This window comes from Labrys monachus (assembly GCF_030814655.1).
Lineage (GTDB): Bacteria > Pseudomonadota > Alphaproteobacteria > Rhizobiales > Labraceae > Labrys > Labrys monacha.
In genome coordinates this window covers 4,215,524-4,238,488 of the sequence record NZ_JAUSVK010000001.1, presented here as the reverse complement: position 1 = coordinate 4,238,488, position 22,965 = coordinate 4,215,524, and the positions used below count along the sequence as shown (strand labels likewise).

Here is a 22,965-nt window from a genome sequence, read left to right as displayed (position 1 = left end):
GATGGCCGATCTTTTTTCCTCGGCCGGCCTGGAGAAGGACGCGCCTCGCCCGCTCGCCGACCGGCTGCGGCCGCGCACGCTGGCCGAGGTGGTGGGGCAGGACCACCTCGTCGGTCCCGACGGCGCCCTCAGCCGCCTGCTGGCCTCGGGCTCCCTCGGCAGCCTGATCTTCTGGGGTCCGCCCGGCACGGGCAAGACGACGGTCGCCCGCCTGCTGGCGGGCGAGACCAAGCTCGCCTTCGAGCAGATTTCCGCCATCTTCACCGGCGTGGCGGACCTGAAGAAGGTGTTCGAGGCGGCGCGCGCACGCCGGGCCATGGGCCGCGGCACGCTGCTGTTCGTCGACGAGATCCACCGGTTCAACCGCGCGCAGCAGGATAGTTTCCTGCCGGTGATGGAGGATGGCACGGTGACGCTCGTCGGCGCCACCACCGAAAATCCCTCCTTCGAACTCAATGCCGCCCTGCTGTCGCGGGCGCGCGTGATGGTCTTCCATGCGCTGGACGAGGTGGCGATCGGCCGCCTGCTCGCCCATGCCGAAGCGATGGAGGGCAGGAGCCTGCCGCTCGACGACGAGGCGAGGGCGGTGCTGGTCCGGATGGCGGACGGCGACGGCCGCGCCTGCCTCACCCTCGCCGAGGAAGCGTGGCGGGCCGCCAAGCCTGGCGAGGTCTTCACCGCGGCGACCCTCCAGCAGGTGCTGCAGCGCCGGGCACCGATCTACGACAAGTCGCAGGACGGCCATTACAATTTGATCTCGGCCCTGCATAAATCCGTGCGCGGCTCCGATCCCGACGCGGCGCTCTATTATCTCGCCCGCATGCTCGATGCTGGCGAGGATCCCCTGTTCCTCGCCAGGCGCGTGGTGCGCATGGCGGTGGAGGATATCGGCATGGCCGATCCCCAGGCGCTCGTCGTCGCCAACGCCGCCAAGGATGCCTATGACTTCCTCGGCAGTCCCGAAGGCGAGCTCGCCATCGCCCAGGCCGTCGTCTATGTGGCAACGGCGCCGAAATCCAACGCGACCTATACGGCCTTCAAGGCGGCGATGCGCCTCGCCAAGGAGGGCGGCTCCCTCGTGCCGCCGAAGATCATCCTCAACGCGCCGACCAAGCTCATGCAGGCGGAAAGCTACGGCGAAGGCTATCGCTACGATCATGACGAGCCGGAGGGCTTTTCCGGCCAGAATTACTTCCCCGACGCGCTCGGGCGGCGGCAGTTCTACCAACCGGTCGAGCGCGGATTCGAGCGGGAGATCCGCAAGCGGCTGGACTATTGGGACAAGCTGCGCCGCGAACGCGGGGGCGAGTAGCGCAGCGCTTCGTGCGCATGCCCCGTCAGCCGGCGAGGGCCGTTCTGACGCGCCGGGCGAGGCGGGCCAGCCAGGATGTCGCCTGCTCCTGGACGAGTGTCTCGAAATTGCGGCGGAGCGGCTTGCGCTTCCATTCGAAATAGGAAGCATAGGCGTCGTCGTCCCTTGAAAGCGCCAGCAGATGGTCGGCGAGGGCCCGTGGATCGGCATAGTCGGCGGCGTCGATGAAGCAGCGGTCCCCGGGGGCGAAATCCTCGACATTGGGCGCGCCGAGATAGACCGGCACGCAACCGACCCGAAGCGGGTCGAAGAATTTCTCGGTCACGTAATCTTCGGCGCGCGCATTCTCGAAGGCGATGGCGAATTTATACGCCGGGAGCGTCTCCAGCTTGGTCTGGCGTCCGAGATCCGGAACGAGCGTCCGATTGCGCATGAAGGCGCCATAGCAGTCGATCGGAAGATGGCGCGCGAGCTCCCGATGGTAGGCTTGGCGCCCGCTGCGGTCATGGGAGCTGGAGATGAAGGAAGCCAGCAGGGGGGCCTGCCGGCCGCGATCGGGCGGCGGACGCCGGAGTTCGGCGAACATGTCGGCGGCGGCGCCTCGCGGATCCGCATAACTCAGGGGAATGTCGGCATCGCGCTTATAGGTCATGGTCAATTCGAAAGCGCGCATGAAGCCGGCATCCCGCATGAGCGGGTAGTGCTCCTCGCATTCCATCGACCAAGCCACCCATATCTGCCCCGGTCGTTTGGGCGGCGGACCATCCGCCGTCCCGGCGGGCGTCGGGGTGAAGGGCCATTCCGGCAAATGGAAGACCACCGCATCGGCTTCGTCGTACCGGCGCCGGTCGGTCGAGAATTCCGTGCCCGCCATCTCCTCGCCGAAGTCCATCTCCTCGCCTAACTCCAGCGGCTGCCCCCACAGGGTGTCGTAGAACAAGATCAACATCGGACGATCCCCCTCCTCGAACCGGTATCCGACAGCTGGCAGTCTCCCATGTCTATGCCATCGATCCGCCTTCCTGCGGCAGCCCGTCCGTGATCTCGTAATAGTCGCCTTTCTGCCCGACGCAGATATGTTTCACGAGCCGGACGCCCGTCGGTTCGTTGAGCGTGCTCGCGGCGATCGAGATATGATCGCTGCCCTTGCCGTCCCAGAAGAGCTGGGCACCGCATTTGGCGCAGAAGCCCCGCCGTGCCGAGGGGGAGGAGCGGTACCAGCGCAGCTTGCCATTGTGCACGACTTCCAGATCGGCGGGATCGCAGGCGGCATAGGCGGCGTGATGGCTGTGCAGGCGCCGGCACAGATAGCAATGGCAGGCCCACACGTCGCGCAGCGGGCCGCGCAGGACATAGCGGACGGATCCGCACAGGCAGCCGCCCGTGGCCCGTACCGGCATGTTTTCCTTCTCGCTCATCGTCATCTCCTTGCATTCGGCGAAAATAGGACTATAATTCTAGAACTGTAGTGATTTAAAGGAGGTGGCCATGTTCGATCGCATCGGACAGATTTTCAACGAATTGCTTGCACGACGCGAGCGTGAAGCCAATATTCGCTCCTTCGAGAGCCTGAGCGATCGGGTTCTGTGGGATATCGGCGTCGACAGAAGCGAGATCCCCGGCCTGTTCGGCTCCGCCGCGGCCGGCCGGACGATTGTTCGCAAGCGGCGGCGGCTCGATATTGTCGGAGAGGCGCATTGCTCTCCCAGGGGATAGAAAGCCTTGAGCCAATGGCGATGACGGATATGGTCTTCGAGGATGCGGCGCGGTGCATGGCTGAACTCGGCCATCCGCACCGCCTGCAGATCTTCCAGCTCCTGATCAAGGCCGGGGATGGCGGGCTTTCCGTCGGCGAAATCCAGCGGGACCTCGGCATTCCCAAATCGACCCTGGCCCACCATATCGCGCAGCTTCTGGCTGCAGGGCTGATGACGCAGGAGCGCGAGGGCAGGGTCCAGCGCTGCCGCATAGCGGCCGGGCGGGCCAAGGCTTTCGTCACATTCTTCGTGACGGATTGCTGTGAGGGCCTCCCGGGCGTCGAATTGGCGATTTGAGGGCAGACAGCGCGGCCCCGCTGGACTATACCGGCGCCAATCCCGCGAGCATCGCACCCGAGCCTCGCAGACCTCCTGGAACCCTGATGTCCCTGTCTGTCGAAACCCGCATTGTTACCGGCGACGAGGACGGCATGCGCCTCGACCGCTGGTTCAAGACGCACTTCCCCGACCTCGCTTTCGGCCATCTCCAGAAGCTGCTGCGCTCGGGGCAGGTCCGCGTCGACGGCGGCCGTGCCAAGACCAATGACCGCCTCGCCAAGGGCCAGACCATCCGGGTGCCCCCCTTGCCGAAGGCCGATCCTGCCGTTCCCGGCATCAAGCGTTCGGCGCAGATCGAGAAGGACGCGACCTTCATCCGCTCGCTCATCCTCTATGAAGACAAGGACGTGTTCGTCATCAACAAGCCGCATGGGCTCGCCGTGCAGGGCGGCTCGGGCACCGAGCGCCATGTCGACGGCATGCTCGCCGCCCTTGCCGGTCCCGACGGCGAGAAGCCGCGCCTCGTCCATCGTCTCGATCGCGACACATCGGGCGTTCTCGTGCTCGCCAGGACGCGCAAGGCGGCCTCGGATCTCGCCGCCATCTTCAGGACGAGGTCGGCCCGCAAGATCTATTGGGCCCTCGTCAAGGGCGTTCCCACGCCGAAGCAGGGCCGCATCTCGCTCTTCCTCTCCAAGCAATTGGGCATCGACGGCGAGAAGGTCAGGGTGATGCAGCATGGCGACGAGGAGGCCGTGCATTCGATCACCTATTACTCGCTGGTCGATCGGGCCGCCAACGCCGTATCGTGGCTGTCGCTGAAGCCGGTCACCGGGCGCACGCATCAATTGCGCGCCCATACGGCGCATATCGGCCATCCGATCATCGGCGACCCGAAATATGGGGCGGACATGGAGAACGTTCCCGAGGAGCTGCCCAAGAAGCTGCATCTGCACGCCCGCCGCATCACGCTGCCGCATCCGCGCGGGGGCACGCTCGATGTCACTGCGCCGCTGCCGCCCCATATGCGCGAGAGCTTCGACATACTCGGCTTCGACGCCTCCTCCTATGATCCGATCGTCGACGCGCCGGAGGACTAGAGCAAAATGCGTTCAAGCAGGAACGGGGCGCCAATTAAACTCATTCGTGTCCAAGGGATTTTGCGATTCTTGGTTATTCGCTCTGAAGGTAGAACGCTCTAGATGAAACTCGTTCTGTTCGACGTCGACGGCACGCTGCTCGACAGCCAGCATCTCATCTACAGCGCGCTCAGCGAGACGCTGGCGCGGATGGAGCGTCCGCTGATGGACCGCGCCTTCATGCTGAGCATCGTCGGCCTGTCGCTCGAGACGGCCATGGTGCATCTGCTCGGCCCGGAGACCCCGACGGCGGAGGTGGAGCGCGCCGCCGGGCATTATCGCGACATCTTCCAGGTCCTCCGTGCCGATCCTGCCTATGCTGCGCCGCTCTTTCCCGGTGCGCTCGAAACGGTGGCGGCGCTGCGCCGCCGCGACGATGTCGTGCTCGGCATCGCCACCGGCAAGTCGCAGCGCGGCGTTGCCCATATCCTCGACGGCTTCGGCTGGCGGGATGTCTTCGCCACCGTCCAGACGGCCGACGACGCGCCCTCCAAGCCCCATCCCGCCATGGTCCTCCAGGCCGGGCGCGCCGTCGGCGTGCCGCCGGAGGATATCGTCATGATCGGCGACACCAGCTTCGACATCGCCATGGGCCGCGCGGCTGGTGCGCGCACGGTCGGCGTGTCCTGGGGCAATCATACGGTGGAGGCCCTCCGCGAGGCCGGTGCGGACCATATCATCGAGGATTTCGCGCAGCTGCCGCCGCTGGTCGACGCCCGTCCGATGGCGGCCGCCCTGTGACGGCGCGCGGCCCCCTCGGCGGATTGTTCCGCGACGGCTCCGACCCCGACCCGATGCATGCGGCACAGAAGGGCATGAAGCCGGAGCTGCCGCGCCGCTTCTACAAGGAAGCCGGTGTCGTCGAGCGTGATGGGCTCTTCGCCGTGGCGCTCGACGGCAAGGTCGCCCGCACCCCCGGCAAGGCCCTGCTCGCCTTGGAGACGGCCGATCTCGCGGCAATGCTCGCGGCCGAATGGGCGGGGCAGGGCGATCGCATCGATCCCTTCGCCATGCCGATGACGCGCATCGCCAATTCCGCCATCGACGGCGTCGCCGCCGCCCGCGAGGCGGTGATCGCCGAGATCGCCTCCTATGGCGGTTCGGATCTGCTGTGCTACCGCGCCGACGGACCGGAGGAACTGGTCCGCCGGCAGAACGAGGCGTGGAACCCGGTTCTGCGCTGGGCGGTCGAGGAGCTGGGAGCCGGCCTCGTGGTCACCCAGGGCATCATGCACCGGCCCCAGCCCGCCGAGGCGCTGACCGCGATCGGCCGGCAGGTGGCGGACTTCGACGATCTCGGCCTCGCCAGCCTGCACGTCGCCACCACGCTGACGGGCTCCGTGCTGCTCGCTCTGGCCCTGGCGCGCGGCCATCTGGAAGCCGAATCCGCCTGGGCCGCTGCCCATGTCGACGAGGACTATCAGGCCCAGCTGTGGGGCGCCGACGACGAGGCCCTGCAGCGCCGCGCCTGGCGCTGGCGCGAGATGGAGGCCGCGGCCAAGCTGCTGGCTCGGGCGAGATAGCACGGCAGCCAGGCGCGCGGTCGGAGGGGCATAGGCCGGCAGGCTCCGACAGCCGCGGCTCTTGACAGACGGCTGCCGGCGCCTTCACTTCCGCCGCATGCCGCAGACCATCCTCACCATCTCGACCAGGGGGCAGGGCCTCTACGAGTTCACCGCGCAGGCGAACGCCTTCGTGCGCCAGGCCGGGATCGACGTCGGCCTGCTCACCGCCTTCGTGCGCCATACCTCCGCGTCCCTGCTCATCCAGGAAAATGCCGATCCCGATGTGCGGACGGACCTCGAGGCCTTCTTCGCCCGCCTGGTGCCGCCGGCCGATGACCCGGCCATGCATTACCTTGTGCATCGGCTCGAAGGTCCCGACGACATGCCGGCGCATATCAAGTCGGCGTTGACGCAGGTCTCCCTTTCGATCCCGATCGGCGGGGGCGCGCTGATGCTCGGCACCTGGCAGGGGCTCTATCTCTTCGAGCACCGAGACCGGCCGCATCGCCGCGAGGTCGTCCTGCACGCGAACGCCTGAACCGGCCATCGCCTTGGCGGGACTGGGCCGGCGCCGCCGGAATTTACTGGTTGAGAGGCAGCCGAAAACCGGTGAAATCTTAGCCTTCTGCCTCTATGGCTTGGGAAGCGGCATATCGTCCAATAAGCCGCGGGAAACGCTGTTCATGAAGCATATTCTCGTCGAACTCGAAACGCGCCGGTCGAAGGCCCTGATGGGCGGCGGCGAAAAGCGCATCGCCGCGCAGCACGCCAAGGGCAAGCTCACCGCCCGCGAACGGCTGGAACTCCTGCTCGATGCCGGCTCCTTCGAGGAGTTCGATGCCTTCGTCGAACACCGTGCGGTCGATTTCGGCATGGACAAGACGCGCATCGCCGGCGACGGCGTCGTCACCGGATGGGGAACCGTGAACGGGCGCAAGATCTTCGTCTTCGCCAAGGACTTCACCGTCTTCGGCGGCTCGCTCTCCGAGACCCACGCCAACAAGATCAACAAGATCCAGGACATGGCGCTGAAGAACCGGGCGCCGATCGTCGGCCTGTTCGATGCGGGCGGCGCCCGCATCCAGGAGGGCGTGGCGGCGCTCGGCGGCTATGGCGAGGTGTTCCGGCGCAACGTGCTGGCCTCCGGCGTCATTCCGCAGATCTCGCTGATCATGGGCCCCTGCGCCGGCGGCGACGTCTATTCCCCCGCGATGACCGACTTCATCTTCATGGTCAAGGACACGAGCTACATGTTCGTGACCGGGCCCGACGTCACCAAGACGGTGACCAACGAGACGGTGACGGCGGAGGAACTCGGCGGCGCCTCCATTCATGCGGTGCGCTCCTCGGTGGCGGACGGCGCCTATGAGAACGATGTCGAGGCGCTGCTGCAGATGCGCCGCCTGATCGACTTCCTGCCGGCCAACAACAGCGAGGGGCCGCCGGAGCTGCCGTCCTTCGACGATGCGGAACGGCTGGAGCCCTCGCTCGACACGCTGGTGCCGGACAACCCGAACAAGCCCTACGACATGAAGGAACTCGTCGCCAAGCTGGCCGACGAGGGCGATTTCTTCGAGATCCAGGAAAAGTTCGCGCGCAACATCATTACCGGCTTTGCCCGCATCGCGGGGCGGACCGTCGGCATCGTCGCCAACCAGCCGATGGTGCTGGCCGGCGTCCTCGATTCCGATGCGAGCCGCAAGGGCGCGCGTTTCGTGCGCTTCTGCAACGCCTTCGAGATCCCGATCGTCACCCTCGTCGACGTGCCCGGCTTCCTGCCCGGCACCGCGCAGGAATATGGCGGCCTGATCAAGCACGGGGCCAAGCTGCTGTTCGCCTATTCGCAGGCGACGGTGCCGCTGGTGACGGTGATCACGCGCAAGGCCTATGGCGGTGCCTATGACGTGATGGCGTCCAAACATGTCGGCGCCGACGTGAATTATGCTTGGCCGACGGCTCAGATCGCCGTGATGGGCGCCAAGGGCGCCGTCGAGATCATCTTCCGCACCGACGTCGCCGATCCCGAGAAGATCGCCGACCACGTCAAGCAATATGAGGACCGCTTCCTCTCGCCCTTCGTCGCGGCCGAGCGCGGCTATATCGACGAGGTGATCGAGCCTTCGCAGACGCGCAAGCGCGTGGCGCGGGCTCTCGCGATGCTGCGGCACAAGCATGTCGAGGCCCCTCGCAAGAAGCACGACAACATCCCGCTGTAACGGGGAGCGGGCAGATCCCTGCCCGCTCCGGGAAGCGCCGGGCCTGCGGAAAGAGCAGACAGGGATGCCCGCGCTCCCCGGCTACTCGGCCCACCATTGCCTTGCCAGCGCCAGGTCCTGCTGGACCAGGCCGTGGCCGGCCTGGAGCAGTTCATGCCGCACGTCGGCCCCCGCCTGCGCCAGCAGAGCGGCGAGGCGCTGCGATGTCGCGACGGGCGTGAGCGGATCGGCGCGGCCGGAGAGCAGCAGCACGCGCTTGCCCGCGAGGTCCGGCAAAGTATCCGGTTCGAAGGGCAGCGTGGCACGCAGCAGGATCGCACCGGACAGCGCCTCCGGCCGGAGCAGGAGCAGCGCCGCCGCGATATTGGCGCCGTTCGAGAAGCCGAGCGCCACCGGCGGCTCCAGCCCGTAGGCGGCGCGGGCCTCGGCGGTGAAGTCGGCCAGGGCCTGGGTCCGCGCCTTGAGATCGGCGATGTCGAACACGCCCTCGGCGAGGCGGCGGAAGAAGCGGTTGGCCGCGCCTTCTCTGACCTGCCCGCGCGGGGAGAGCAGGGGGGCGCCGGGGGCGACTGCGCGGCCGAGGTCGATGAGGTCGTGCTCGTCGCCGCCGGTTCCATGCAGCAGGAGCAAAGGGCGCTTGTCCGTCCCGGCATCGAACCGGTGGATATGGGAAAGTCGGGAGGTCATGGTATTTCCTCGGGCATGAAGGCCGGGAAGGCGGACGCGGTGCCCGCCTTCCCGGCCGCCGACTGAAGCGTCCTGCTTCAGTCGATATCGGGCAGGGCGGCTTCGATCTTCCCGCGATAGGCCTCATATTGCGGCGGCAGCTTGAGCGCGGTGCCCAGCGTCTCCACGCTTTCGTCGATGGCGAAGCCCGGCGCGTCCGTGGCGATCTCGAAGATCACGCCGCCGGGCTCGCGGAAATAGATGGAACGGAAATAGGTCCGGTCCTTCTGCTCCGTCGTGCCGACGCGCATTTCCTGCAGCGCCTCGGCCATCGCCGCCTGCGCGGCATCGTCCGCGGCCCGGAAGGCGACGTGGTGGATCGAGCCGGCGCCCATGCTCGAAGGCACGCGCTTGGCGTCGACCACGACGTCGACATGGCCACCGACCGTGTCGCTGCCGGTGCTGAAGCGGCGGCGGTCGCCGTCCTCCTTCGTTCCGGCGAAGCCGAGAACGTCGGAAAGGACGCGGGCCGTGCCCTCGCCAGGCCCGACATGCAGCGTCACGCCGTGGAAGCCGGTGACGGCGTGAACCGGCGGGACCGCGCTGTCGACCCAGGCATCAGGGTCGGACGGCCCGGCAGCCACCAATTCGAGGCATATGCCGTCGGGGTCCGTCAGGGCGACCAGTTCCTCCCCGAAGCGTCTTTCCGCGGCGAAGGGAATGCCGAGTTCTCCTAGATGGGTGCGCCACCAATCCAGCGACGCTTCCGGTACCCGGAAGGCGATCGTCTGGGCTTCGCCCGTGCCCGGCTTGCCGCGATGGGCACCGGCCCAGGCGAAGAAGGTGAGAATCGTGCCGGGCTTGCCGGTGGCGTCGCCGAAATAGAGATGATGGGCCGTGGGATCGTCGAAATTGACGGTGCGCTTGACGAGGCGCAGGCCGAGGACGTCGCGGTAGAAGCGGATATTGGCGCGGCCGTCGCCGGTGATCGCGGTGATGTGATGGATGCCGGCACCTTCCGCGCCGGATCTGGTGGTCGTGGTCATGGCAACCCCTTGGGCTTTGCCTTCCTGCGTGATGGCCTATCGGGAATGAGGATGCAGGAGGCGGTTCATGTCGGCCTTCGTGCCCGAGACGGTGTTTCCGGCTCGGTTGGCCTTCGTGACTGAAGATGATGTCGTTTGCGATAATGCAAAGAACTGCAAGTCTGGTTTGCGTCTGAGCAATACCATAGCTTTGTGGCGAACAGCACATCCTTTGGCCACGAGCCTGCTCTAACTTGACGCCATTAACACCGCTTTGAGTGATCCCGGCCCAGAATGGGCCTCACGAGGCGCTTCCGGGAAGCGCGAACCCAATGCAAGGCTTAGGTTATGGTGTCGTCATCTCTCGCTGTCCTGATCCGACCGGCGCTCGATCGCGGGGCGCTGGAACCGGATGAAGTCCCGCTGATGCGACAAGCATGGCTCGAAGCAGGGAGGGCGACGCGAGCCGATGCCGACGCGCTCTTCGCTCTGCAGGGCGTGCTCGCGGGAGCCGACGCCGACTTCAACGACCTCTTCGCCGAGATTCTGACGAGCTATCTTCTCGACGGGCTCGAACCCGGCGGCGGCCTGTCGCCCGAACAGGGAGAGTGGCTGCAATCCATGCTCGACGGCGGCGAGGGGCTCGTCCTCAACGCGGCTGAACTGGAACTCCTGGTGCGGGTGATCGAGCGGGCCGACAGCGTTCCGGGGCCGCTGGCGACCTTCGCCCTCCGCCAGATCCAGCATGCGGCGATGACCGGCGAGGGACCGGCCGCCCGCGGGCGCATCCATTTCTCCCGCGTGATCGATGCGGCCGACACCGCCATGATCGCCCGCCTTCTGCAGGTCGCCAGGGGAGACAAGCGCCGGATCATCTCGCGTCCCGAGGCGGAAATCCTGTTCGACATGGCGGAGGCCTGCACCGGCGCCAATGATCCGGCCTGGGACGGGCTGTTCGCCGAGGCGATCCAGGCCCATCTCTTTGCCGCCAACCGTCCCAATCGGACCAACGGACTGGCCCTGACGACGCCGGTCACGCTCGCCGAACGCGACAGCGCCTGGCTGCAGCGGCGCATCCAGCATGACGGACGGGTGAGCCGCGCCGAACGCGCCCTGCTGGCGCTGGTCGATCCGCACCAGATGGCCGGCAGCAACTGGGATACGCCGATCGCCCAGATGCTCTGAAGGCGCACCGGTTCCCAAGCCGGCACGGCTTCATTGAAGGATGGTCAAATCCGCGCCGTTTGCCTAGAAAGGGGGATCTCCTTCCATGGCTCCCCAGGTGGCATTCCGGCATGTTTTCGAAAGTTCTGATCGCCAATCGCGGCGAGATCGCCTGCCGGATCATCAAGACCGCGCGCCGCATGGGCATCGCGACCGTCGCCGTCTATTCGGAGGCCGACCGGGACGCCCTGCATGTCGAGATGGCGGACGAGGCGGTCCTCATCGGGCCGCCGGCGGCCGCTGAATCCTATCTGAGCATCGATAGGATCATCGCCGCCTGCAGGGCCACGGGTGCGGATGCCGTCCACCCCGGCTATGGCTTCCTGTCGGAACGGGAGGCCTTCGCCGCCGCCCTGGCCGAGGCCGGCATCGTCTTCGTCGGTCCCAATCCGGCCGCCATCGCCGCGATGGGCGACAAGATCGAATCGAAGAAGGCGGCGGCCGCCGCCGGCGTATCCACCGTGCCGGGGCATCTCGGCATCATCGAGAACGCCGCCGAGGCCGTCGAGATCGCCGGCGCGATCGGCTATCCCGTGATGATCAAGGCCTCGGCCGGCGGTGGCGGCAAGGGCATGCGCATCGCCTATTCCGCCGCCGAGGTGGAAGAGGGCTTCCGCCTGGCGCGCTCGGAGGCGAAGGCCTCCTTCGGCGACGACCGCGTCTTCGTCGAGAAGTTCATCGTCGAGCCGCGCCACATCGAGATCCAGGTGCTCGGCGACAAGCACGGCAATGTCGTGCATCTGGGCGAGCGCGAATGCTCGATCCAGCGCCGCAACCAGAAGGTGATCGAGGAGGCGCCCTCGCCCCTGCTCGACGAGGAGACCCGCGCACGCATGGGCGCGCAGGCGGTCGCTCTCGCCAAGGCCGTGAACTACGATTCGGCGGGGACGGTGGAGTTCGTCGCCGGGCAGGACAGGAGCTTCTATTTCCTCGAGATGAACACCCGCCTCCAGGTCGAGCATCCCGTCACCGAGCTGGTGACCGGCATCGACCTCGTCGAGCAGATGTTCCGCGTCGCGGCGGGAGAGGAACTCGCCTTCCGCCAGGAGGATGTCAGGCTCGACGGCTGGGCCATCGAATCGCGCGTCTACGCCGAGGACCCTCTGCGCAATTTCCTGCCCTCGATCGGGCGCCTCACCCTCTATCGCCCGCCGGCCGAACGCCGGGAGAAGGGCGTCGTCGTCCGCAACGACACCGGCGTGTTCGAAGGTGGCGAGATCTCGATCCATTACGACCCGATGATCGCCAAGCTCTGCACCCATGCGGCGACGAGGGCCGAGGCCATCGCCGCGATGTCGGACGCCCTCGACAGCTTCGCCATCGAGGGCATTCGCCACAATATTCCCTTCCTTGCCGCCCTGATGCAGCATCCGCGCTGGCGGGAGGGGCATCTGTCGACGGCCTTCATCGCCGACGAGTTTCCCGGCGGCTTCAGCATCGCTCCGCCCCGCGGCATGGTGGCCGGCCACGTCGTCGCCGTGGCGACGATGATCGACCACCTCCAGAATCTGCGCAAGCGGCAGATCAGCGGCCAGATGGGCGGACGGCCGGTGACGTTCGAGCGCGCGCGCGTGGCGGTCATGGGTGACCTCTCCTTCAATGTCGAGGTCGACGACGCCCGCAGCGGATGGCAGATCACCTTCTTCGGCGAAGAGGGCCATGCCGATCATATCGTGACCCTCCATTCGGAGTGGCGCCCGGGCCAGCCCGTCTGGTCGGGCATGATCGACGGCGAGGCGGCTGCCATGCTGGTCCGGCCGATCGCCAACGGCGTCATGCTCGCCCATCGCGGCACCGCCGCCGAGATCCGCGTCTTTACGCGGCGCGAGGCGGAGCTCGTGCGCCTGATGCCGGTCAAGGCGCTGGCGGCGGCATCGGCCGCTCTCCTCTGTCCGATGCCTGGACTGGTGCGGACCATCGAGGTCGCCGAGGGCCAGGACGTCAAGGCGGGGGAGGCGCTGTGCGTCGTCGAGGCGATGAAGATGGAGAACGTGCTGCGGGCCGAGCGGGACGCCACGGTGAAGAAGATCCGCGTCAAGCCGGGCGACACGCTGTCGGTCGACGCCGTGATCATGGAATTCGCCTGATCGCCGCGGTGCGACCGGGAGGCCGTCTCCGCGCGGTGCGGGCGCCGCGCTTTCATCCCCGGCGCTTGCCGGGACATTCGGCCGGAGGGGTGCCTTGGACATTTGGGATCAGTTCTTCAGTTGGGGAGCGGTTCCCGGACATCTCGCCTATGCGGTCATCGCCGTATCCTATTTGCTCACCAACATCTTCTGGCTGAGGCTGGCGGCCGTCGTCGGCATCGGCTTCGAGATCGTCTATTTCCTGCTCAGCGGGTCCGCCGTCTGGCCGAGCATCGTCTGGGACAGCGCCTTCATCCTGATCAATCTCGTCCAGCTCGGCCTCATCCTGCGGGACCGTTTCAGCCTGAAGCTCTCGGCCGACCAGGAGGCCTTCCTCAAGCCGATCGTCGGCGACCTCGACAAGGCGCAAGTGGCCCAGCTGCTGCGCACGGCCGAATGGCGGACCTTGCTGCCGGAGACGGTACTGACCGCCGAGAGCCAGCCGGTGAAGGATCTGACCTTCGTCTGCGAGGGGCAGACGGCCGTCCGCGTGAAGGGCCAGCTGGTGGCCCATGTCGGGGCAGGGGCATTCGTCGGCGACGTATCCTTCGCCACCGGCGGGCCGGCGACCGCGACCGTGACCGCGGAGGAGACGGTGCGGGTGCTGGCCTTCGACCAGGCGGAGCTGAAGGTCCTGTGCCGGCGCGACGAGCAGATCGCCTCCGCGCTGTACCGGCGCATCGGCGGCGGCCTCGCGGACAAGATGCGGGCGACGACCCGCCGCCTCTGATCGGTGCCGAGGGGGGCATCGGGCGGCGGCCGCTGCTGAATCGAAATATCGAAACCGCCCGTTAATGGCTTGATGCCAATAGTGAAGTCACCCTGCGGAGACTGATGATGCTGGCGATCGCCCTCATACGTCTGTTGCTGTCGCCCTCCGGTGCGATCGGCCGCTCCATGTTCGCCATCGGGGCGATGCTGCTGATTGCTGCCGCGATGGGCGTCGATCATGTCATGAACGGCTGGACAGGCCCGTCGGGCGTCGCCTCTTTCGCCTTCGTGGTGGTCTTCGCCTGGTCGGCCCTCAGCCTTTCCCGCAAGCGCCTGCACGATTTCGGCTGGTCGGGCCTGACGATCGTCGCCTTCCTCGGGCTCTATCTCGCCGCCATGGCGCTCGCCATGCTTCTCCTCGACCGCGCCGCGATGGCGTCCTGGTCGGGCGCGCTGGCCAAAGCCACGCTCTTCAGCGGGCCGATGGCCGGATGGCTGATCGCGCTCGCCATCATTCCCGGCGAAGGTCCGCCAGCGCCGCTGGCCCGGCTGCGGTAGAGGTCGGGCCAAAGATCGGCTCGAAGGCGGCCCGCAGCGCCAGATCGGCATCCGCCATCGTCACGGGCAATCCGAGGTCGACCAGGCTGGTCACGCCATGGTCGCGGATGCCGCAGGGCACGATGCCGGAAAAATGCTCGAGATCGGGATCGACATTGAGGGCGATGCCGTGGAACGACACCCAGCGCCGCAGGCGGATGCCGATCGCCGCGATCTTGTCCTCGGCGCCGTCCCCGCGTTCCGGCCGCCTCACCCACACGCCGACGCGGTCGTCGCGCCGTTCGCCCCGCACATGGAAGGACCATAGCGTCCCGATCAGCCAGGCCTCGAGCGACGCCACCAGCAGGCGGACGTCCTGGCGGCGGCGGCTGAGGTCGAGCATGGCATAGGCGACCCGCTGGCCCGGCCCGTGATAGGTATATTGCCCGCCGCGTCCGCTTTCGTGCACCGGGAAGCGGCCGGGTTGCACCAGGTCCGTCTTCTGGGCGGACGTGCCCGCCGTGTAGAGCGGCGGGTGCTCCAGCAGCCAGACGCACTCGGGCGCCTTGCCGTCGGCGATCGCGGCCGCACGGGCCTCCATGGCCGCCACGGTCGCCTCATAGGGCATCAGGCCGGGAAGGACCAGCCAGTCGACGGGCGGCGAATCGGGGCGGGGCAGGAAGGGGATGTCGAGAGTGTTGCGGCTGGCCACTGAGATCGGTCCACAGGCGTTCAGCCTCCTCATATCGGCTGATTTCGGCCTCCGGCAAGGGCTGCGGGCGATTGTTGCAAAAAGCAGCGATTGCGCTTGTGGACCCCCTGGCGATCTGTTAGACGATGCGCCGCTTCGGGTCGCTGGCGCTCTGCTTCTGCGCTTCCCGAAGCAACCGCGGTCATGGCGGAATTGGTAGACGCGCTAGCTTGAGGTGCTAGTTGGGCAACCAGTGGAGGTTCGAGTCCTCTTGACCGCACCACCCCCCTCTCCTTGACGGGAGAAGGGGTTAAGCGAAATCAGCGACTTAGGCCGGCGTTGCGATGACACACGAAGCGGCCACATGCGCCTTCGAATGGCGACACCCTGGCTCGCCCCGCCGCCCTGCTCCTGATCGCGTCGACAGCGGCGGCCCTTTCCAAGGTCATAGAGGTGCATTGCGCCATTCGGGTGCGAGCCGGCGAGATTGAGTCACGCTCCTTGATGGAGCGGTCCCCGCCGAGCACTTCGCCCCGCGCGTCGGAGAAAGCTCAGACGACGAGCAGATCGTTCGAGAGCGCCACCAGAATCACGGCAAGCGTTCAACAAATTTGAGCAGGGTCGGACTGGTAGCCGATGGATAGTCATCGACGTCCTTGCTCATGGCGAACGCGATTCGCACCTCACATTCATCCTCGAAACGACTCGGCTTTACAAAGACGCTCGGATTGGGCGCGGCATCCCGTAGTGCAACTGCAATCCGCAGTGCCAGCGCGTCCGGACCACGCGAGGGCATCGAGATATGAGCAGCAGGGAGGACGGCAGGATAATTTCGACATCAGGGCCGAGAGCCGTCATCGCTCCAGAACATTGCGAACAGTCTCCCAACCCGCATGGCAACGGACGATACCATGTGGCTCGAAAGCCGATCTGCGGCTGTTGAGCCGATTTGGCGGAGCAGGGGGATATAGGACGCACGCTTTTCTGCCATATCCTCTCGAACCCCCCGGTTCATTTTGAAGTGCCGGTTCCTTTTTGGAAGAATAATCCTTTCACCGGCTTGACAAGCGTCTACTGCTGCGTACACAGTTCAGCTAGAAAATAAACCTAACTTACTGATTATCAAAAGACAGTCGTACTGCACGATGGTTCGAGTGCTCTTGACCGGACCAACTCTTCTTCAGCCTGAAAACAAAAGCGCGAGAGCTATATTTTGGCCGCTCCCGATAAGGGAGCGACGATCTGAGGAAGAAGAACTCCACACCATCGGAGCACTCGACACTTTCGAAAAGCTGATTTCCGTCGCTGGCGTGGCCGGTGTACGTCGTTGGTCATCGATCTCGGGGGAGATCGGAATAGGGTATCGAGATCTCGTTCGAATTCTGCGGGGAGGGGAACCATGCAGGCAAGTTCGGGCCGTTGGCTCGTGAGCGCTCTGCTCTGTGCAAGCGTGTTGCTGGGAATTTCGCCGCTGTTTGCGGCTGAGCTGATCGTGGATGTCGGCTCGAAGAAGACATTGACGACCGAGGAGCTGCTGGCCCGGCCGGATGTCACCACCATACAAGTGCCGGACGATCCGGCGTATCATCGCGCCAAGACCTATCGGGCCGTGCCGCTGCGGGCGTTGCTCGGCGCCGACGGCCTGCCGGCGGACCAGGCTCTGCAGGTCACCGGGACGGACGGCTACGTCACCAATCTGCCGTCGAACCTGGTCTCTGCGGAAGGCAAGGCGGCTGTGCCGTGGGTCGCCATCGAGCCACCGGGGCAGCCTTGGCAAAAGACGCCGGATGGCGCCGCCATCGGCCCGTTCTATCTGGTATGGCTCGATCCGGCGGCATCGGGCGTGACCAGCGAGCAGTGGCCCTACATGCTCGCCTCGATTCACGCCGTGCCCGTCAATGCCACCAAATGGCCGCAGATCATGGTGGGCAACGAGGTGCCGGCCGACTCGCCGATCCGCACCGGCCAGAATTTCTTCGCTGCCCAATGCATGGCCTGTCACCGGCTCAACGGCGGCGGTGACGCGACATTGGGGCCCGATCTCAACATACCCCATAATCCGACCGAATATTGGCAGCCCTGGGCGTTGAAGGCCCTCATCCGCAATCCCGGCTCGGTGCGGATCTGGCCGGAGATGAAGATGCATGGCTTCGACGCGTCGGTCCTGAAGGACGGGGACATCGATACGGTCATCGCCTATCTCGGCTATATGGCGGCGCATCGCCACTGAGAGGGGCTGGCCGGCTTCGGACCGAAGGGCGATCCGAAGCCGTGGAGCTTGGAATGGCCGGCCGGCGGAATGCAGCCTCGCCGGCGCGAGGCGGGTTCAGCCCGCTCCGGCCGCCTTGCGCCCCTTGATGATGCGATCGGTCTGCGAGAACCAGCCGGGCGGCGCCTCGCGGGTCTCGAGCGGGCCGGGGCCGGGAACGAAATGCACGACGCGGTAGCCCCGCTTCTTCAATTCCCGCAGGAATGTCGGCAGCATCGCGACGGTGCGGGGCTGGATGTCGTGCAGCAGCACGATGCCGCCTTTGGATCTGGCGAGCCGCTCGAAGATCAGCTTCAGTTCCGCATCGGAGCTTTCGGGCTCCCAGTCGCTGGCCCAGAGGTCGGCGCCGAAGACCACCATGTCGCGCGAGGCCAGCCAGGCGTCGAGCTGCGGCGTATCGGCGAAGCCGGGAAACCGGAAGAAGGGCGAATGCGGCTCGTCGCGTGCGACGCCGTAGACAGCCTTGTCGACGGCATGGAAGCCGTCCTCGATGTTCTTCCTGCCGGCGTCGAAGGCGAGGCCGCGCATGATCGGATGCGTCATCGAGTGATAGCCGATGGTATGGCCTTCGCGGGCGACACGGGCCGCCAGGGCCGGGGCGGCTGCCGCGTTGCGGCCGATCATGAAGAACGTCGCCTTGACGCATTCGGCGGCGAGGGCATCTAGCACCTTCTCGGTGCGGCCCGGCGCCGGCCCGTCGTCGAAGGTGAGGACGACTTCGCCCGGTTCGAGCCGGAGGGTGCGGGGATAGGTCTTGAGGCCGACCTCGCCGCCCCCGAGCGTGCCCACGGGCAGGGTGCGGGACACGCCGAGCGCGTCGGGGCCGCAGGCGGATGAGGTCGAGGCAGTGGCGCAGAGCAGCGCGGCGGCGAGCAACAGGCGTTTCATGGCATGGATATGCTAAGAGAGAGGATTGGACGGGTGATTCGTTTGGCTTTGGTGTAAAGGCCCTTCACTCCCTGAAGATTTTGTGTCCGTAGTGAGAAGCAGTTAAGTTTCTCGGCCTATCGTGCTTTCCCGGTCATGAACGGTCGCCGGCGCGGCCATCGATATCAGGTTGTCAAACAATGCGATCGCTATTTCGCCATGTGCGGTTCGGATTCGCGGCTGTCGCCATGCTGACGATCAGCGCCTGCTCCACCGTCGAGCAGGCCTATCCGCAGCCGGCGGATTACCCGGTTCATGGCATCGATGTTTCCAAATATCAGGGCCGCATCGACTGGCAGGCCGCGGCCGGTGGTGGCGTGCGCTTCGCCTGGATCAAGGCGACCGAGGGCGGGGACCGGGACGACGAGATGTTCCGCGCCAACTGGGACGGGGCTCGGGCCGCCGGCATTCCGACGGGCGCCTATCATTTCTACTATTTCTGCCGGCCGGTCGAGGACCAGATCGCGTGGTTCAAGACCCATGTGCCGCCGGCGCCCGACGCCCTGCCGCCGGTGCTCGACATCGAATGGAACGCCCTGTCGCCCACCTGCAAACTGCGTCCTCCGCCTGCCAAGATCCGCGGAGACATGGCGAAGTTCCTGCGGGAGATGGAAGCCTTCTACGGCAAGAAGCCGGTCGTCTATACGACGGTCGACTTCCATCGCGAGGTGCTGACCGGCGCGCTCGACGATTATCCCTTCTGGCTTCGCTCGGTGGCGGGCTTTCCGACCAAGCGCTACGGCAAGCGCCCTTGGGCCTTCTGGCAATACACCGCCACCGGCCGGGTGCCCGGCGTGAGGGGCAAGGTCGACCGCAACGCCTTCGCCGGGACCGAGCAGCAATGGCAGGATTTCCTCGCTCAGAACATGGCGACCGGGAGCATCGCCGCAGCGGGCAGCGAGGCGGCTTCCCTCAGGGCCATGAGCAGCAATTAGCATGAACACCGATTAGGGTGAGTGCCGGCCACCCGTCCTGCGGGAAGAGAGGCCCGGCACGGTTTGCAAAGGCCGGCGCGGCAAGGTTCGAGCACAAAGCCAGGCCGTTTCCGCGCAAACGCATCCTGTGCCCAAATGCACCTCGCGTCGACGTCAGTCGATCCGGACGGCACCGAGACGATAGACGCCCTTGAAATCGTCGGGATCGACCGTATCGCCCTTGCGATAGATCACGAGCTGCCCTTCCTTGGCCAGCCGCACGGCGATGCGCCGCATCGGCTGCATCAAGGGGCCCCATTGATCGGCGGCCTTTCCGGCCACCGCCTGCGCGACATCGCTCGGCGCGAGCGTCTTGCCTACCGGCAAGGCGCGCACCATGTCGAGCAGGGTCGTTTCCAGAAGTTGCTTGTCCACCATCGGTTCCGTTCAGCCTGACGCGTCGTGCCACGACACCCAACCGGACCCTTGTTAACCCTCCGCAGCCGATTCGCCTGCTCTGCCGACGATGCCGGCGCCCGAATCCCGAAGGACCCGGGCGCAGGAAAGCCTATTCTATGGGCGGCCGGACATAGGGGCGACGGCCTCCGCCATTGGGCTGGTTCTGCATCATCGGCCTGCCGCCGGGTTGCTGTTGGATGACCGGCCTCTGACCGTTCCAGGGCTTCATGCCGTGGCCTGGGCCTGGGCCAGGACCTGCGCCGGGACCCGGGCCCGGGCCGGGACCTGCACCGTGACCGGGCCAGTTCCCCGGCCGGTGCCGCGGCGGACGCCCGGGATATCCGGGACGGTAGCCGGGGTAGCCAGGGCGATAGCCGGGATAGCCCGGCCGGTAATAGCCTCCACCGCCGTAATACACGGCGGGGCCGGGCACCACATAGGCCGGCTCGTCGTAATAGGGCGCGCCGCCATAGCCGCCGTCATAGCCATCCGTCGCGCAACCGGCCAGACCAACAGCCAACAGGCTCGCGATGATGATTTTTCTGCTCATGGATGTTTCCTCGATTGGCCTTGCTGAACGCGGCTTCGAACGCTTGATACGAGAGGCGGCAGGGATACGATTCGGGACGATGATAGCAATCTTCCGCCACGAAAGGGCCACGGCATGAACGAAGTGCGTGCGACATTGTTCCCGCCCAGTACCGATCGCCCGCTCCGACGCGCCGAGCCCACTGCTGAGGTGTTGAAGGGCTCCGTTCTCCGTTTGCGCCGGCGCAGGTCAAGCGCCATGCTGGGCGCGATCAAGGAGAGAACATCGTGAAGCTCGTCATTGCCAACAAGAATTATTCTTCCTGGTCGATGCGTCCCTGGCTGGCGGCCAAGGCGGCCGGCATCACCTTCGACGAGGAGATGATCTGGCTGCGCCGTCCCGAAACGGCGGCGCTCATCAGGGTGCAGTCGCCCAACGGCCGCGTGCCCGCTCTGATCGACGGCGACACCATCGTGTTCGAATCGATCGCCATCCTCGAATATCTCGCGGAGGTCGCACCGGCTCTCTGGCCCGAGAACCCGGGGGAGCGAGCCCATGCGCGTTCGATCAGCGCCGAGATGCATGCCGGCTTCCTGCCTTTGCGCCGTGCCTGCCCGATGAACATCAAGCGCAGACCTGCCTCCATCGCGCTCGATGCCGATGTCCAGGCCAATGTCGAGCGCGTCATCGATCTCATCGCCGGCTGCCGCGCCCGCTTCGGCAGGGACGGGGCCTTTCTGTTCGGGCAAGCCTTCAGCAATGCCGATGCGATGTGGGCGCCGGTGGTCAACCGCCTGCACGTCTACGACATACCCGTGCCGCCGATCGTGCGGCGCTATATGGACGCGGTGATGGCGACGCCGATGTGGCGCGAATGGGAAGAAGCCGCCTTGGCCGAGACCGAGATCATCGCCGATATCGATGCTGTCGCGTGAGGATATGACGCTGCATCTCATCAAGCTGTGCGTGGGAGCCGAATCGATCGCCGATCTGGAGGAGTGGATCGCTCTGCGGATGCGCATGTCCGGGGAGCAGATCCACACCACCCGCATGATGCCGAAGAACCGCGAGGCGATCCTCGACGGGGGATCTCTCTATTGGGTCATCAAAGGCCAATTGTCGTGCCGCCAGCGCATCCTCGACCTGCGCGCGCGCCGGGACGAGGAGGGCATCTCGCGATGCGATATCCTTCTCGAACCGCGGGTCGTGCCGGTCGATCCCCGTCCGCGCGGCCCGTTTCAGGGCTGGCGTTACCTCAGCGCTGCCGACGCGCCGCCTGACCTCTCCGGCCTGGGTGCGCCGGACGGCGAGCTGCCGCTGGAACTGCAGCAGCAATTGCGGGCGATCGGGTTGGTGTAGAAGGTCCGAGGCCCTCCTCGCCCGCTGGCCGGGGTGCGGCAATTTGGCTGTGGCCGCCAGGGCCGGGGAACCCCGCCGTTTGCCAAGCATTAACCATGCTGGGTGCAGAACCGCACAGAGCAAACCCTCCGCGTGGGTATCATGGCCCTGAACGTGCGGAGCGGGGAGGTGGCCATGGTGATTGCGACGACGGAGGGTCAGGGCCGGTGCTACGAAGTCATCGTTCAATCCGATGGCTTCCTGGTGCAGGCCCGCGAACTCGAGACCGGGGAGATCGCCCCCGGTGAAACGACGCTGTTCCGTACTTTGCCCGCCGCCTTCGCCTATATCGACATGGCGGCCGCCGCGGAGCGCTTCGTCTCGGCCAGGCGCGACGACGAGGAGTGGCGGGAACTCGCCGACGAATACCATCACGAGGTCGATCGCTTCGTCTCGATCCGGGAAAAATGGTCCGACGAGGGTATCGGCGTCGCATTGCTGCACAGCCGGGGCCGTACCTTGCTCGAAACCGGAAACCGGCTTCACTGATCATCCTTTCTCGGCGCGTTCCGCCGAGACGCACCGTCAGACGACCCGCCTCAGCCGCGGCTTGGGATCGAAATAGCGGAACAGGACGAGCCCGGCGGCGAAGCCCCCGATATTGGCCGGCCAGCCCGTGGTTTCGCCGGCCGAAGCGAGGATGTAGTAGCTCGCGACATACCATAGATTGATGAAGGCGAAGATCGCGAGCCAGACCCGCACATTCTGGTCGGCCAGGGCGTCGCGTAGCGGCCACGCCGGCCGGCGGAAGGCGGCGCCGCCGGCGACCTGGAAGCCCGCCATCGGCGAGCCGCCCTTGAAGATGAAATGGATCGCGGCGGCGAACAGGCCTGAAATGCCGCCGCCGGCCCCCACGATCACCACGGGCTGCCCCCAATACGCGACGAGGCACGTCACCGATCCCGCGACGATGCAAAGCGTGGTGAAGACGAGAAAGCGTTTCGTGCCCAGCCTCCACGCCACCGCGGCGCCCAGCACCAGCAGCGCGGCACCGTTGATGATCAGCGTGCCGGCGTCGGCCTGGAGGAAGAAGCAGGTGACGAAGGTCCAGACGTCGGCGAAATGCCCGCCCGCCCATTGGCCGAACTGTTCGCTGTCGGTGAGGTAGCGAACGGGCATGAAGGCGAGATAGGGCACGATCCGGCCGGCCCACATCTCCGGCAGGACATTGCGGAGCACGTGGACGGCGACGAGAAGGCCGGTCAGCACGAGAACCACCGGCGGCACGTTGAAGGCCGGCGGCGGAGCGGCATGGTTGCGGGAAGGGGCAGGCAAGCGACG

The 22,965-nt window shown here is 66.2% G+C and carries 26 protein-coding genes and 1 tRNA gene; 18 read left to right on the top strand and 9 right to left on the bottom strand.

Annotated elements, in window-relative coordinates:
• The first annotated feature begins 1 nt into the window (after position 1).
• A complete protein-coding gene (locus J3R73_RS19345; protein WP_307430490.1) occupies positions 2-1,312 on the top strand; it encodes a replication-associated recombination protein A in 1,311 nt (436 codons plus the stop codon).
• Between the two features lie 25 nt (positions 1,313-1,337).
• Here the strand turns inward: J3R73_RS19345 and J3R73_RS19340 are convergent, their stop codons facing one another.
• Both J3R73_RS19340 and J3R73_RS19335 read right to left on the bottom strand, forming a co-directional pair.
• Entirely contained in the window at positions 1,338-2,261 is a 924-nt protein-coding gene (locus J3R73_RS19340; RefSeq protein ID WP_307430487.1) for a glycosyltransferase family 10 fucosyltransferase, read from the bottom strand.
• A 52-nt stretch (positions 2,262-2,313) separates the two neighbouring features.
• Complete coding sequence (locus J3R73_RS19335; protein WP_307430486.1) at positions 2,314-2,730, bottom strand: GFA family protein; 417 nt, start codon at positions 2,728-2,730, stop codon at positions 2,314-2,316.
• A 70-nt stretch (positions 2,731-2,800) separates the two neighbouring features.
• Here J3R73_RS19335 and J3R73_RS19330 point away from each other — a divergent pair, with 70 nt between their 5' ends.
• The 7 genes from J3R73_RS19330 (at position 2,801) to J3R73_RS19300 (ending at position 8,208) form a co-directional block, all read left to right on the top strand.
• Positions 2,801-3,028 carry a hypothetical protein gene (locus J3R73_RS19330; protein WP_307430483.1) on the top strand — a complete coding sequence of 76 codons (228 nt, stop codon included), beginning with the start codon at positions 2,801-2,803 and terminating at the stop codon, positions 3,026-3,028.
• Positions 3,029-3,048: 20 nt separating this feature from the next.
• Positions 3,049-3,366: an ArsR/SmtB family transcription factor gene (locus tag J3R73_RS19325; RefSeq protein ID WP_307430480.1), complete on the top strand. Its 318-nt coding sequence runs from the start codon at positions 3,049-3,051 to the stop codon at positions 3,364-3,366.
• Between the two features lie 92 nt (positions 3,367-3,458).
• On the top strand, positions 3,459-4,448 hold the full coding sequence (locus J3R73_RS19320) for an RluA family pseudouridine synthase (protein WP_370880102.1): 990 nt from the start codon (positions 3,459-3,461) through the stop codon (positions 4,446-4,448).
• Between the two features lie 102 nt (positions 4,449-4,550).
• The gene (locus J3R73_RS19315; protein ID WP_307430477.1) at positions 4,551-5,228 is read left to right on the top strand and encodes an HAD-IA family hydrolase; all 678 of its coding nucleotides are present in this window, start codon (positions 4,551-4,553) and stop codon (positions 5,226-5,228) included.
• A 53-nt stretch (positions 5,229-5,281) separates the two neighbouring features.
• Positions 5,282-6,010: an ATP12 family chaperone protein gene (locus J3R73_RS19310; protein ID WP_307437492.1), complete on the top strand. Its 729-nt coding sequence runs from the start codon at positions 5,282-5,284 to the stop codon at positions 6,008-6,010.
• Positions 6,011-6,107: 97 nt separating this feature from the next.
• Positions 6,108-6,530 carry a secondary thiamine-phosphate synthase enzyme YjbQ gene (locus tag J3R73_RS19305; protein ID WP_307437489.1) on the top strand — a complete coding sequence of 141 codons (423 nt, stop codon included), beginning with the start codon at positions 6,108-6,110 and terminating at the stop codon, positions 6,528-6,530.
• 145 nt (positions 6,531-6,675) lie between these two features.
• Complete coding sequence (locus tag J3R73_RS19300; RefSeq protein ID WP_307430475.1) at positions 6,676-8,208, top strand: acyl-CoA carboxylase subunit beta; 1,533 nt, start codon at positions 6,676-6,678, stop codon at positions 8,206-8,208.
• 81 nt (positions 8,209-8,289) lie between these two features.
• Here the strand turns inward: J3R73_RS19300 and J3R73_RS19295 are convergent, their stop codons facing one another.
• Positions 8,290-8,895: an alpha/beta hydrolase gene (locus J3R73_RS19295; protein WP_307430472.1), complete on the bottom strand. Its 606-nt coding sequence runs from the start codon at positions 8,893-8,895 to the stop codon at positions 8,290-8,292.
• 77 nt (positions 8,896-8,972) lie between these two features.
• Positions 8,973-9,920, bottom strand: coding sequence for a VOC family protein (locus tag J3R73_RS19290; RefSeq protein ID WP_307430470.1), 948 nt, complete (start codon positions 9,918-9,920; stop codon positions 8,973-8,975).
• Positions 9,921-10,325: 405 nt separating this feature from the next.
• On the opposite strand from J3R73_RS19290, the gene J3R73_RS19285 reads away from it, so the two are divergent.
• The 4 genes from J3R73_RS19285 to J3R73_RS19270 all read left to right on the top strand — a co-directional run bounded on the left by J3R73_RS19285 (position 10,326) and on the right by J3R73_RS19270 (position 14,518).
• Entirely contained in the window at positions 10,326-11,084 is a 759-nt protein-coding gene (locus tag J3R73_RS19285; RefSeq protein ID WP_307430467.1) for a hypothetical protein, read from the top strand.
• 110 nt (positions 11,085-11,194) lie between these two features.
• Positions 11,195-13,210: an acetyl-CoA carboxylase biotin carboxylase subunit gene (locus tag J3R73_RS19280; RefSeq protein WP_307430464.1), complete on the top strand. Its 2,016-nt coding sequence runs from the start codon at positions 11,195-11,197 to the stop codon at positions 13,208-13,210.
• A 94-nt stretch (positions 13,211-13,304) separates the two neighbouring features.
• On the top strand, positions 13,305-13,979 hold the full coding sequence (locus J3R73_RS19275; RefSeq protein ID WP_307430461.1) for a Crp/Fnr family transcriptional regulator: 675 nt from the start codon (positions 13,305-13,307) through the stop codon (positions 13,977-13,979).
• A 107-nt stretch (positions 13,980-14,086) separates the two neighbouring features.
• Entirely contained in the window at positions 14,087-14,518 is a 432-nt protein-coding gene (locus tag J3R73_RS19270; protein WP_307430458.1) for a DUF805 domain-containing protein, read from the top strand.
• Here the strand turns inward: J3R73_RS19270 and lipB are convergent.
• The gene (lipB, locus tag J3R73_RS19265) at positions 14,472-15,242 is read right to left on the bottom strand and encodes a lipoyl(octanoyl) transferase LipB (protein ID WP_370879956.1); all 771 of its coding nucleotides are present in this window, start codon (positions 15,240-15,242) and stop codon (positions 14,472-14,474) included. The two genes, J3R73_RS19270 and lipB, sit on opposite strands and share 47 nt — an antisense overlap.
• A 144-nt stretch (positions 15,243-15,386) precedes the next feature.
• Between lipB and J3R73_RS19260 the strand changes: the two genes are divergently transcribed.
• Together J3R73_RS19260 and J3R73_RS19255 are read left to right on the top strand one after the other, a co-directional pair.
• A tRNA-Leu gene (locus J3R73_RS19260) sits at positions 15,387-15,471 on the top strand.
• A 1,044-nt stretch (positions 15,472-16,515) separates the two neighbouring features.
• A complete protein-coding gene (locus J3R73_RS19255) occupies positions 16,516-17,418 on the top strand; it encodes a c-type cytochrome (protein WP_307430454.1) in 903 nt (300 codons plus the stop codon).
• A 96-nt stretch (positions 17,419-17,514) separates the two neighbouring features.
• Here the strand turns inward: J3R73_RS19255 and J3R73_RS19250 are convergent, their stop codons facing one another.
• Positions 17,515-18,345, bottom strand: a complete 831-nt coding sequence (locus J3R73_RS19250) for a polysaccharide deacetylase family protein (protein WP_307430451.1) — start codon at positions 18,343-18,345, stop codon at positions 17,515-17,517.
• Between the two features lie 227 nt (positions 18,346-18,572).
• Between J3R73_RS19250 and J3R73_RS19245 the strand changes: the two genes are divergently transcribed.
• On the top strand, positions 18,573-19,319 hold the full coding sequence (locus tag J3R73_RS19245) for a glycoside hydrolase family 25 protein (protein WP_307430448.1): 747 nt from the start codon (positions 18,573-18,575) through the stop codon (positions 19,317-19,319).
• Between the two features lie 153 nt (positions 19,320-19,472).
• Here the strand turns inward: J3R73_RS19245 and J3R73_RS19240 are convergent, their stop codons facing one another.
• Together J3R73_RS19240 and J3R73_RS19235 are read right to left on the bottom strand one after the other, a co-directional pair.
• The gene (locus tag J3R73_RS19240; protein ID WP_307430445.1) at positions 19,473-19,736 is read right to left on the bottom strand and encodes a DUF3253 domain-containing protein; all 264 of its coding nucleotides are present in this window, start codon (positions 19,734-19,736) and stop codon (positions 19,473-19,475) included.
• Between the two features lie 130 nt (positions 19,737-19,866).
• A complete protein-coding gene (locus J3R73_RS19235) occupies positions 19,867-20,307 on the bottom strand; it encodes a hypothetical protein (protein WP_307430442.1) in 441 nt (146 codons plus the stop codon).
• Positions 20,308-20,570: 263 nt separating this feature from the next.
• Between J3R73_RS19235 and J3R73_RS19230 the strand changes: the two genes are divergently transcribed.
• From J3R73_RS19230 to J3R73_RS19220, 3 genes are all read left to right on the top strand, one after another.
• Positions 20,571-21,221, top strand: a complete 651-nt coding sequence (locus J3R73_RS19230; RefSeq protein WP_370880101.1) for a glutathione S-transferase family protein — start codon at positions 20,571-20,573, stop codon at positions 21,219-21,221.
• A 4-nt stretch (positions 21,222-21,225) separates the two neighbouring features.
• A complete protein-coding gene (locus tag J3R73_RS19225) occupies positions 21,226-21,645 on the top strand; it encodes a DUF1489 family protein (protein WP_307430436.1) in 420 nt (139 codons plus the stop codon).
• A 174-nt stretch (positions 21,646-21,819) separates the two neighbouring features.
• Entirely contained in the window at positions 21,820-22,173 is a 354-nt protein-coding gene (locus J3R73_RS19220) for a hypothetical protein (RefSeq protein WP_307430433.1), read from the top strand.
• A gap of 36 nt (positions 22,174-22,209) precedes the next feature.
• Here J3R73_RS19220 and J3R73_RS19215 read toward each other — a convergent pair whose 3' ends face one another.
• Positions 22,210-22,959, bottom strand: a complete 750-nt coding sequence (locus J3R73_RS19215; protein ID WP_307430430.1) for a rhomboid family intramembrane serine protease — start codon at positions 22,957-22,959, stop codon at positions 22,210-22,212.
• Between the last annotated feature and the right edge of the window lie 6 nt (positions 22,960-22,965).

What these genes read in the sequence shown, in the direction of transcription:
- J3R73_RS19285 (WP_307430467.1), top strand. Translation starts at nt 10,326, where the DNA reads ATGCGACAAGCATGGCTCGAAGCAGGGAGGGCGACGCGAGCCGATGCC.
- J3R73_RS19220 (WP_307430433.1), top strand. Translation starts at nt 21,820, where the DNA reads ATGGTGATTGCGACGACGGAGGGTCAGGGCCGGTGCTACGAAGTCATC.
- lipB (WP_370879956.1), bottom strand. Translation starts at nt 15,242, where the DNA reads ATGAGGAGGCTGAACGCCTGTGGACCGATCTCAGTGGCCAGCCGCAAC.
- J3R73_RS19290 (WP_307430470.1), bottom strand. Translation starts at nt 9,920, where the DNA reads ATGACCACGACCACCAGATCCGGCGCGGAAGGTGCCGGCATCCATCAC.
- J3R73_RS19235 (WP_307430442.1), bottom strand. Translation starts at nt 20,307, where the DNA reads ATGAGCAGAAAAATCATCATCGCGAGCCTGTTGGCTGTTGGTCTGGCC.
- J3R73_RS19310 (WP_307437492.1), top strand. Translation starts at nt 5,282, where the DNA reads ATGCATGCGGCACAGAAGGGCATGAAGCCGGAGCTGCCGCGCCGCTTC.
- J3R73_RS19340 (WP_307430487.1), bottom strand. Translation starts at nt 2,261, where the DNA reads ATGTTGATCTTGTTCTACGACACCCTGTGGGGGCAGCCGCTGGAGTTA.
- J3R73_RS19245 (WP_307430448.1), top strand. Translation starts at nt 18,573, where the DNA reads ATGCTGACGATCAGCGCCTGCTCCACCGTCGAGCAGGCCTATCCGCAG.
- J3R73_RS19225 (WP_307430436.1), top strand. Translation starts at nt 21,226, where the DNA reads ATGACGCTGCATCTCATCAAGCTGTGCGTGGGAGCCGAATCGATCGCC.
- J3R73_RS19270 (WP_307430458.1), top strand. Translation starts at nt 14,087, where the DNA reads ATGCTGGCGATCGCCCTCATACGTCTGTTGCTGTCGCCCTCCGGTGCG.
- J3R73_RS19240 (WP_307430445.1), bottom strand. Translation starts at nt 19,736, where the DNA reads ATGGTGGACAAGCAACTTCTGGAAACGACCCTGCTCGACATGGTGCGC.
- J3R73_RS19325 (WP_307430480.1), top strand. Translation starts at nt 3,049, where the DNA reads ATGACGGATATGGTCTTCGAGGATGCGGCGCGGTGCATGGCTGAACTC.
- J3R73_RS19330 (WP_307430483.1), top strand. Translation starts at nt 2,801, where the DNA reads ATGTTCGATCGCATCGGACAGATTTTCAACGAATTGCTTGCACGACGC.
- J3R73_RS19280 (WP_307430464.1), top strand. Translation starts at nt 11,195, where the DNA reads ATGTTTTCGAAAGTTCTGATCGCCAATCGCGGCGAGATCGCCTGCCGG.
- J3R73_RS19300 (WP_307430475.1), top strand. Translation starts at nt 6,676, where the DNA reads ATGAAGCATATTCTCGTCGAACTCGAAACGCGCCGGTCGAAGGCCCTG.
- J3R73_RS19315 (WP_307430477.1), top strand. Translation starts at nt 4,551, where the DNA reads ATGAAACTCGTTCTGTTCGACGTCGACGGCACGCTGCTCGACAGCCAG.
- J3R73_RS19305 (WP_307437489.1), top strand. Translation starts at nt 6,108, where the DNA reads ATGCCGCAGACCATCCTCACCATCTCGACCAGGGGGCAGGGCCTCTAC.
- J3R73_RS19250 (WP_307430451.1), bottom strand. Translation starts at nt 18,345, where the DNA reads ATGAAACGCCTGTTGCTCGCCGCCGCGCTGCTCTGCGCCACTGCCTCG.
- J3R73_RS19335 (WP_307430486.1), bottom strand. Translation starts at nt 2,730, where the DNA reads ATGAGCGAGAAGGAAAACATGCCGGTACGGGCCACGGGCGGCTGCCTG.
- J3R73_RS19295 (WP_307430472.1), bottom strand. Translation starts at nt 8,895, where the DNA reads ATGACCTCCCGACTTTCCCATATCCACCGGTTCGATGCCGGGACGGAC.
- J3R73_RS19345 (WP_307430490.1), top strand. Translation starts at nt 2, where the DNA reads ATGGCCGATCTTTTTTCCTCGGCCGGCCTGGAGAAGGACGCGCCTCGC.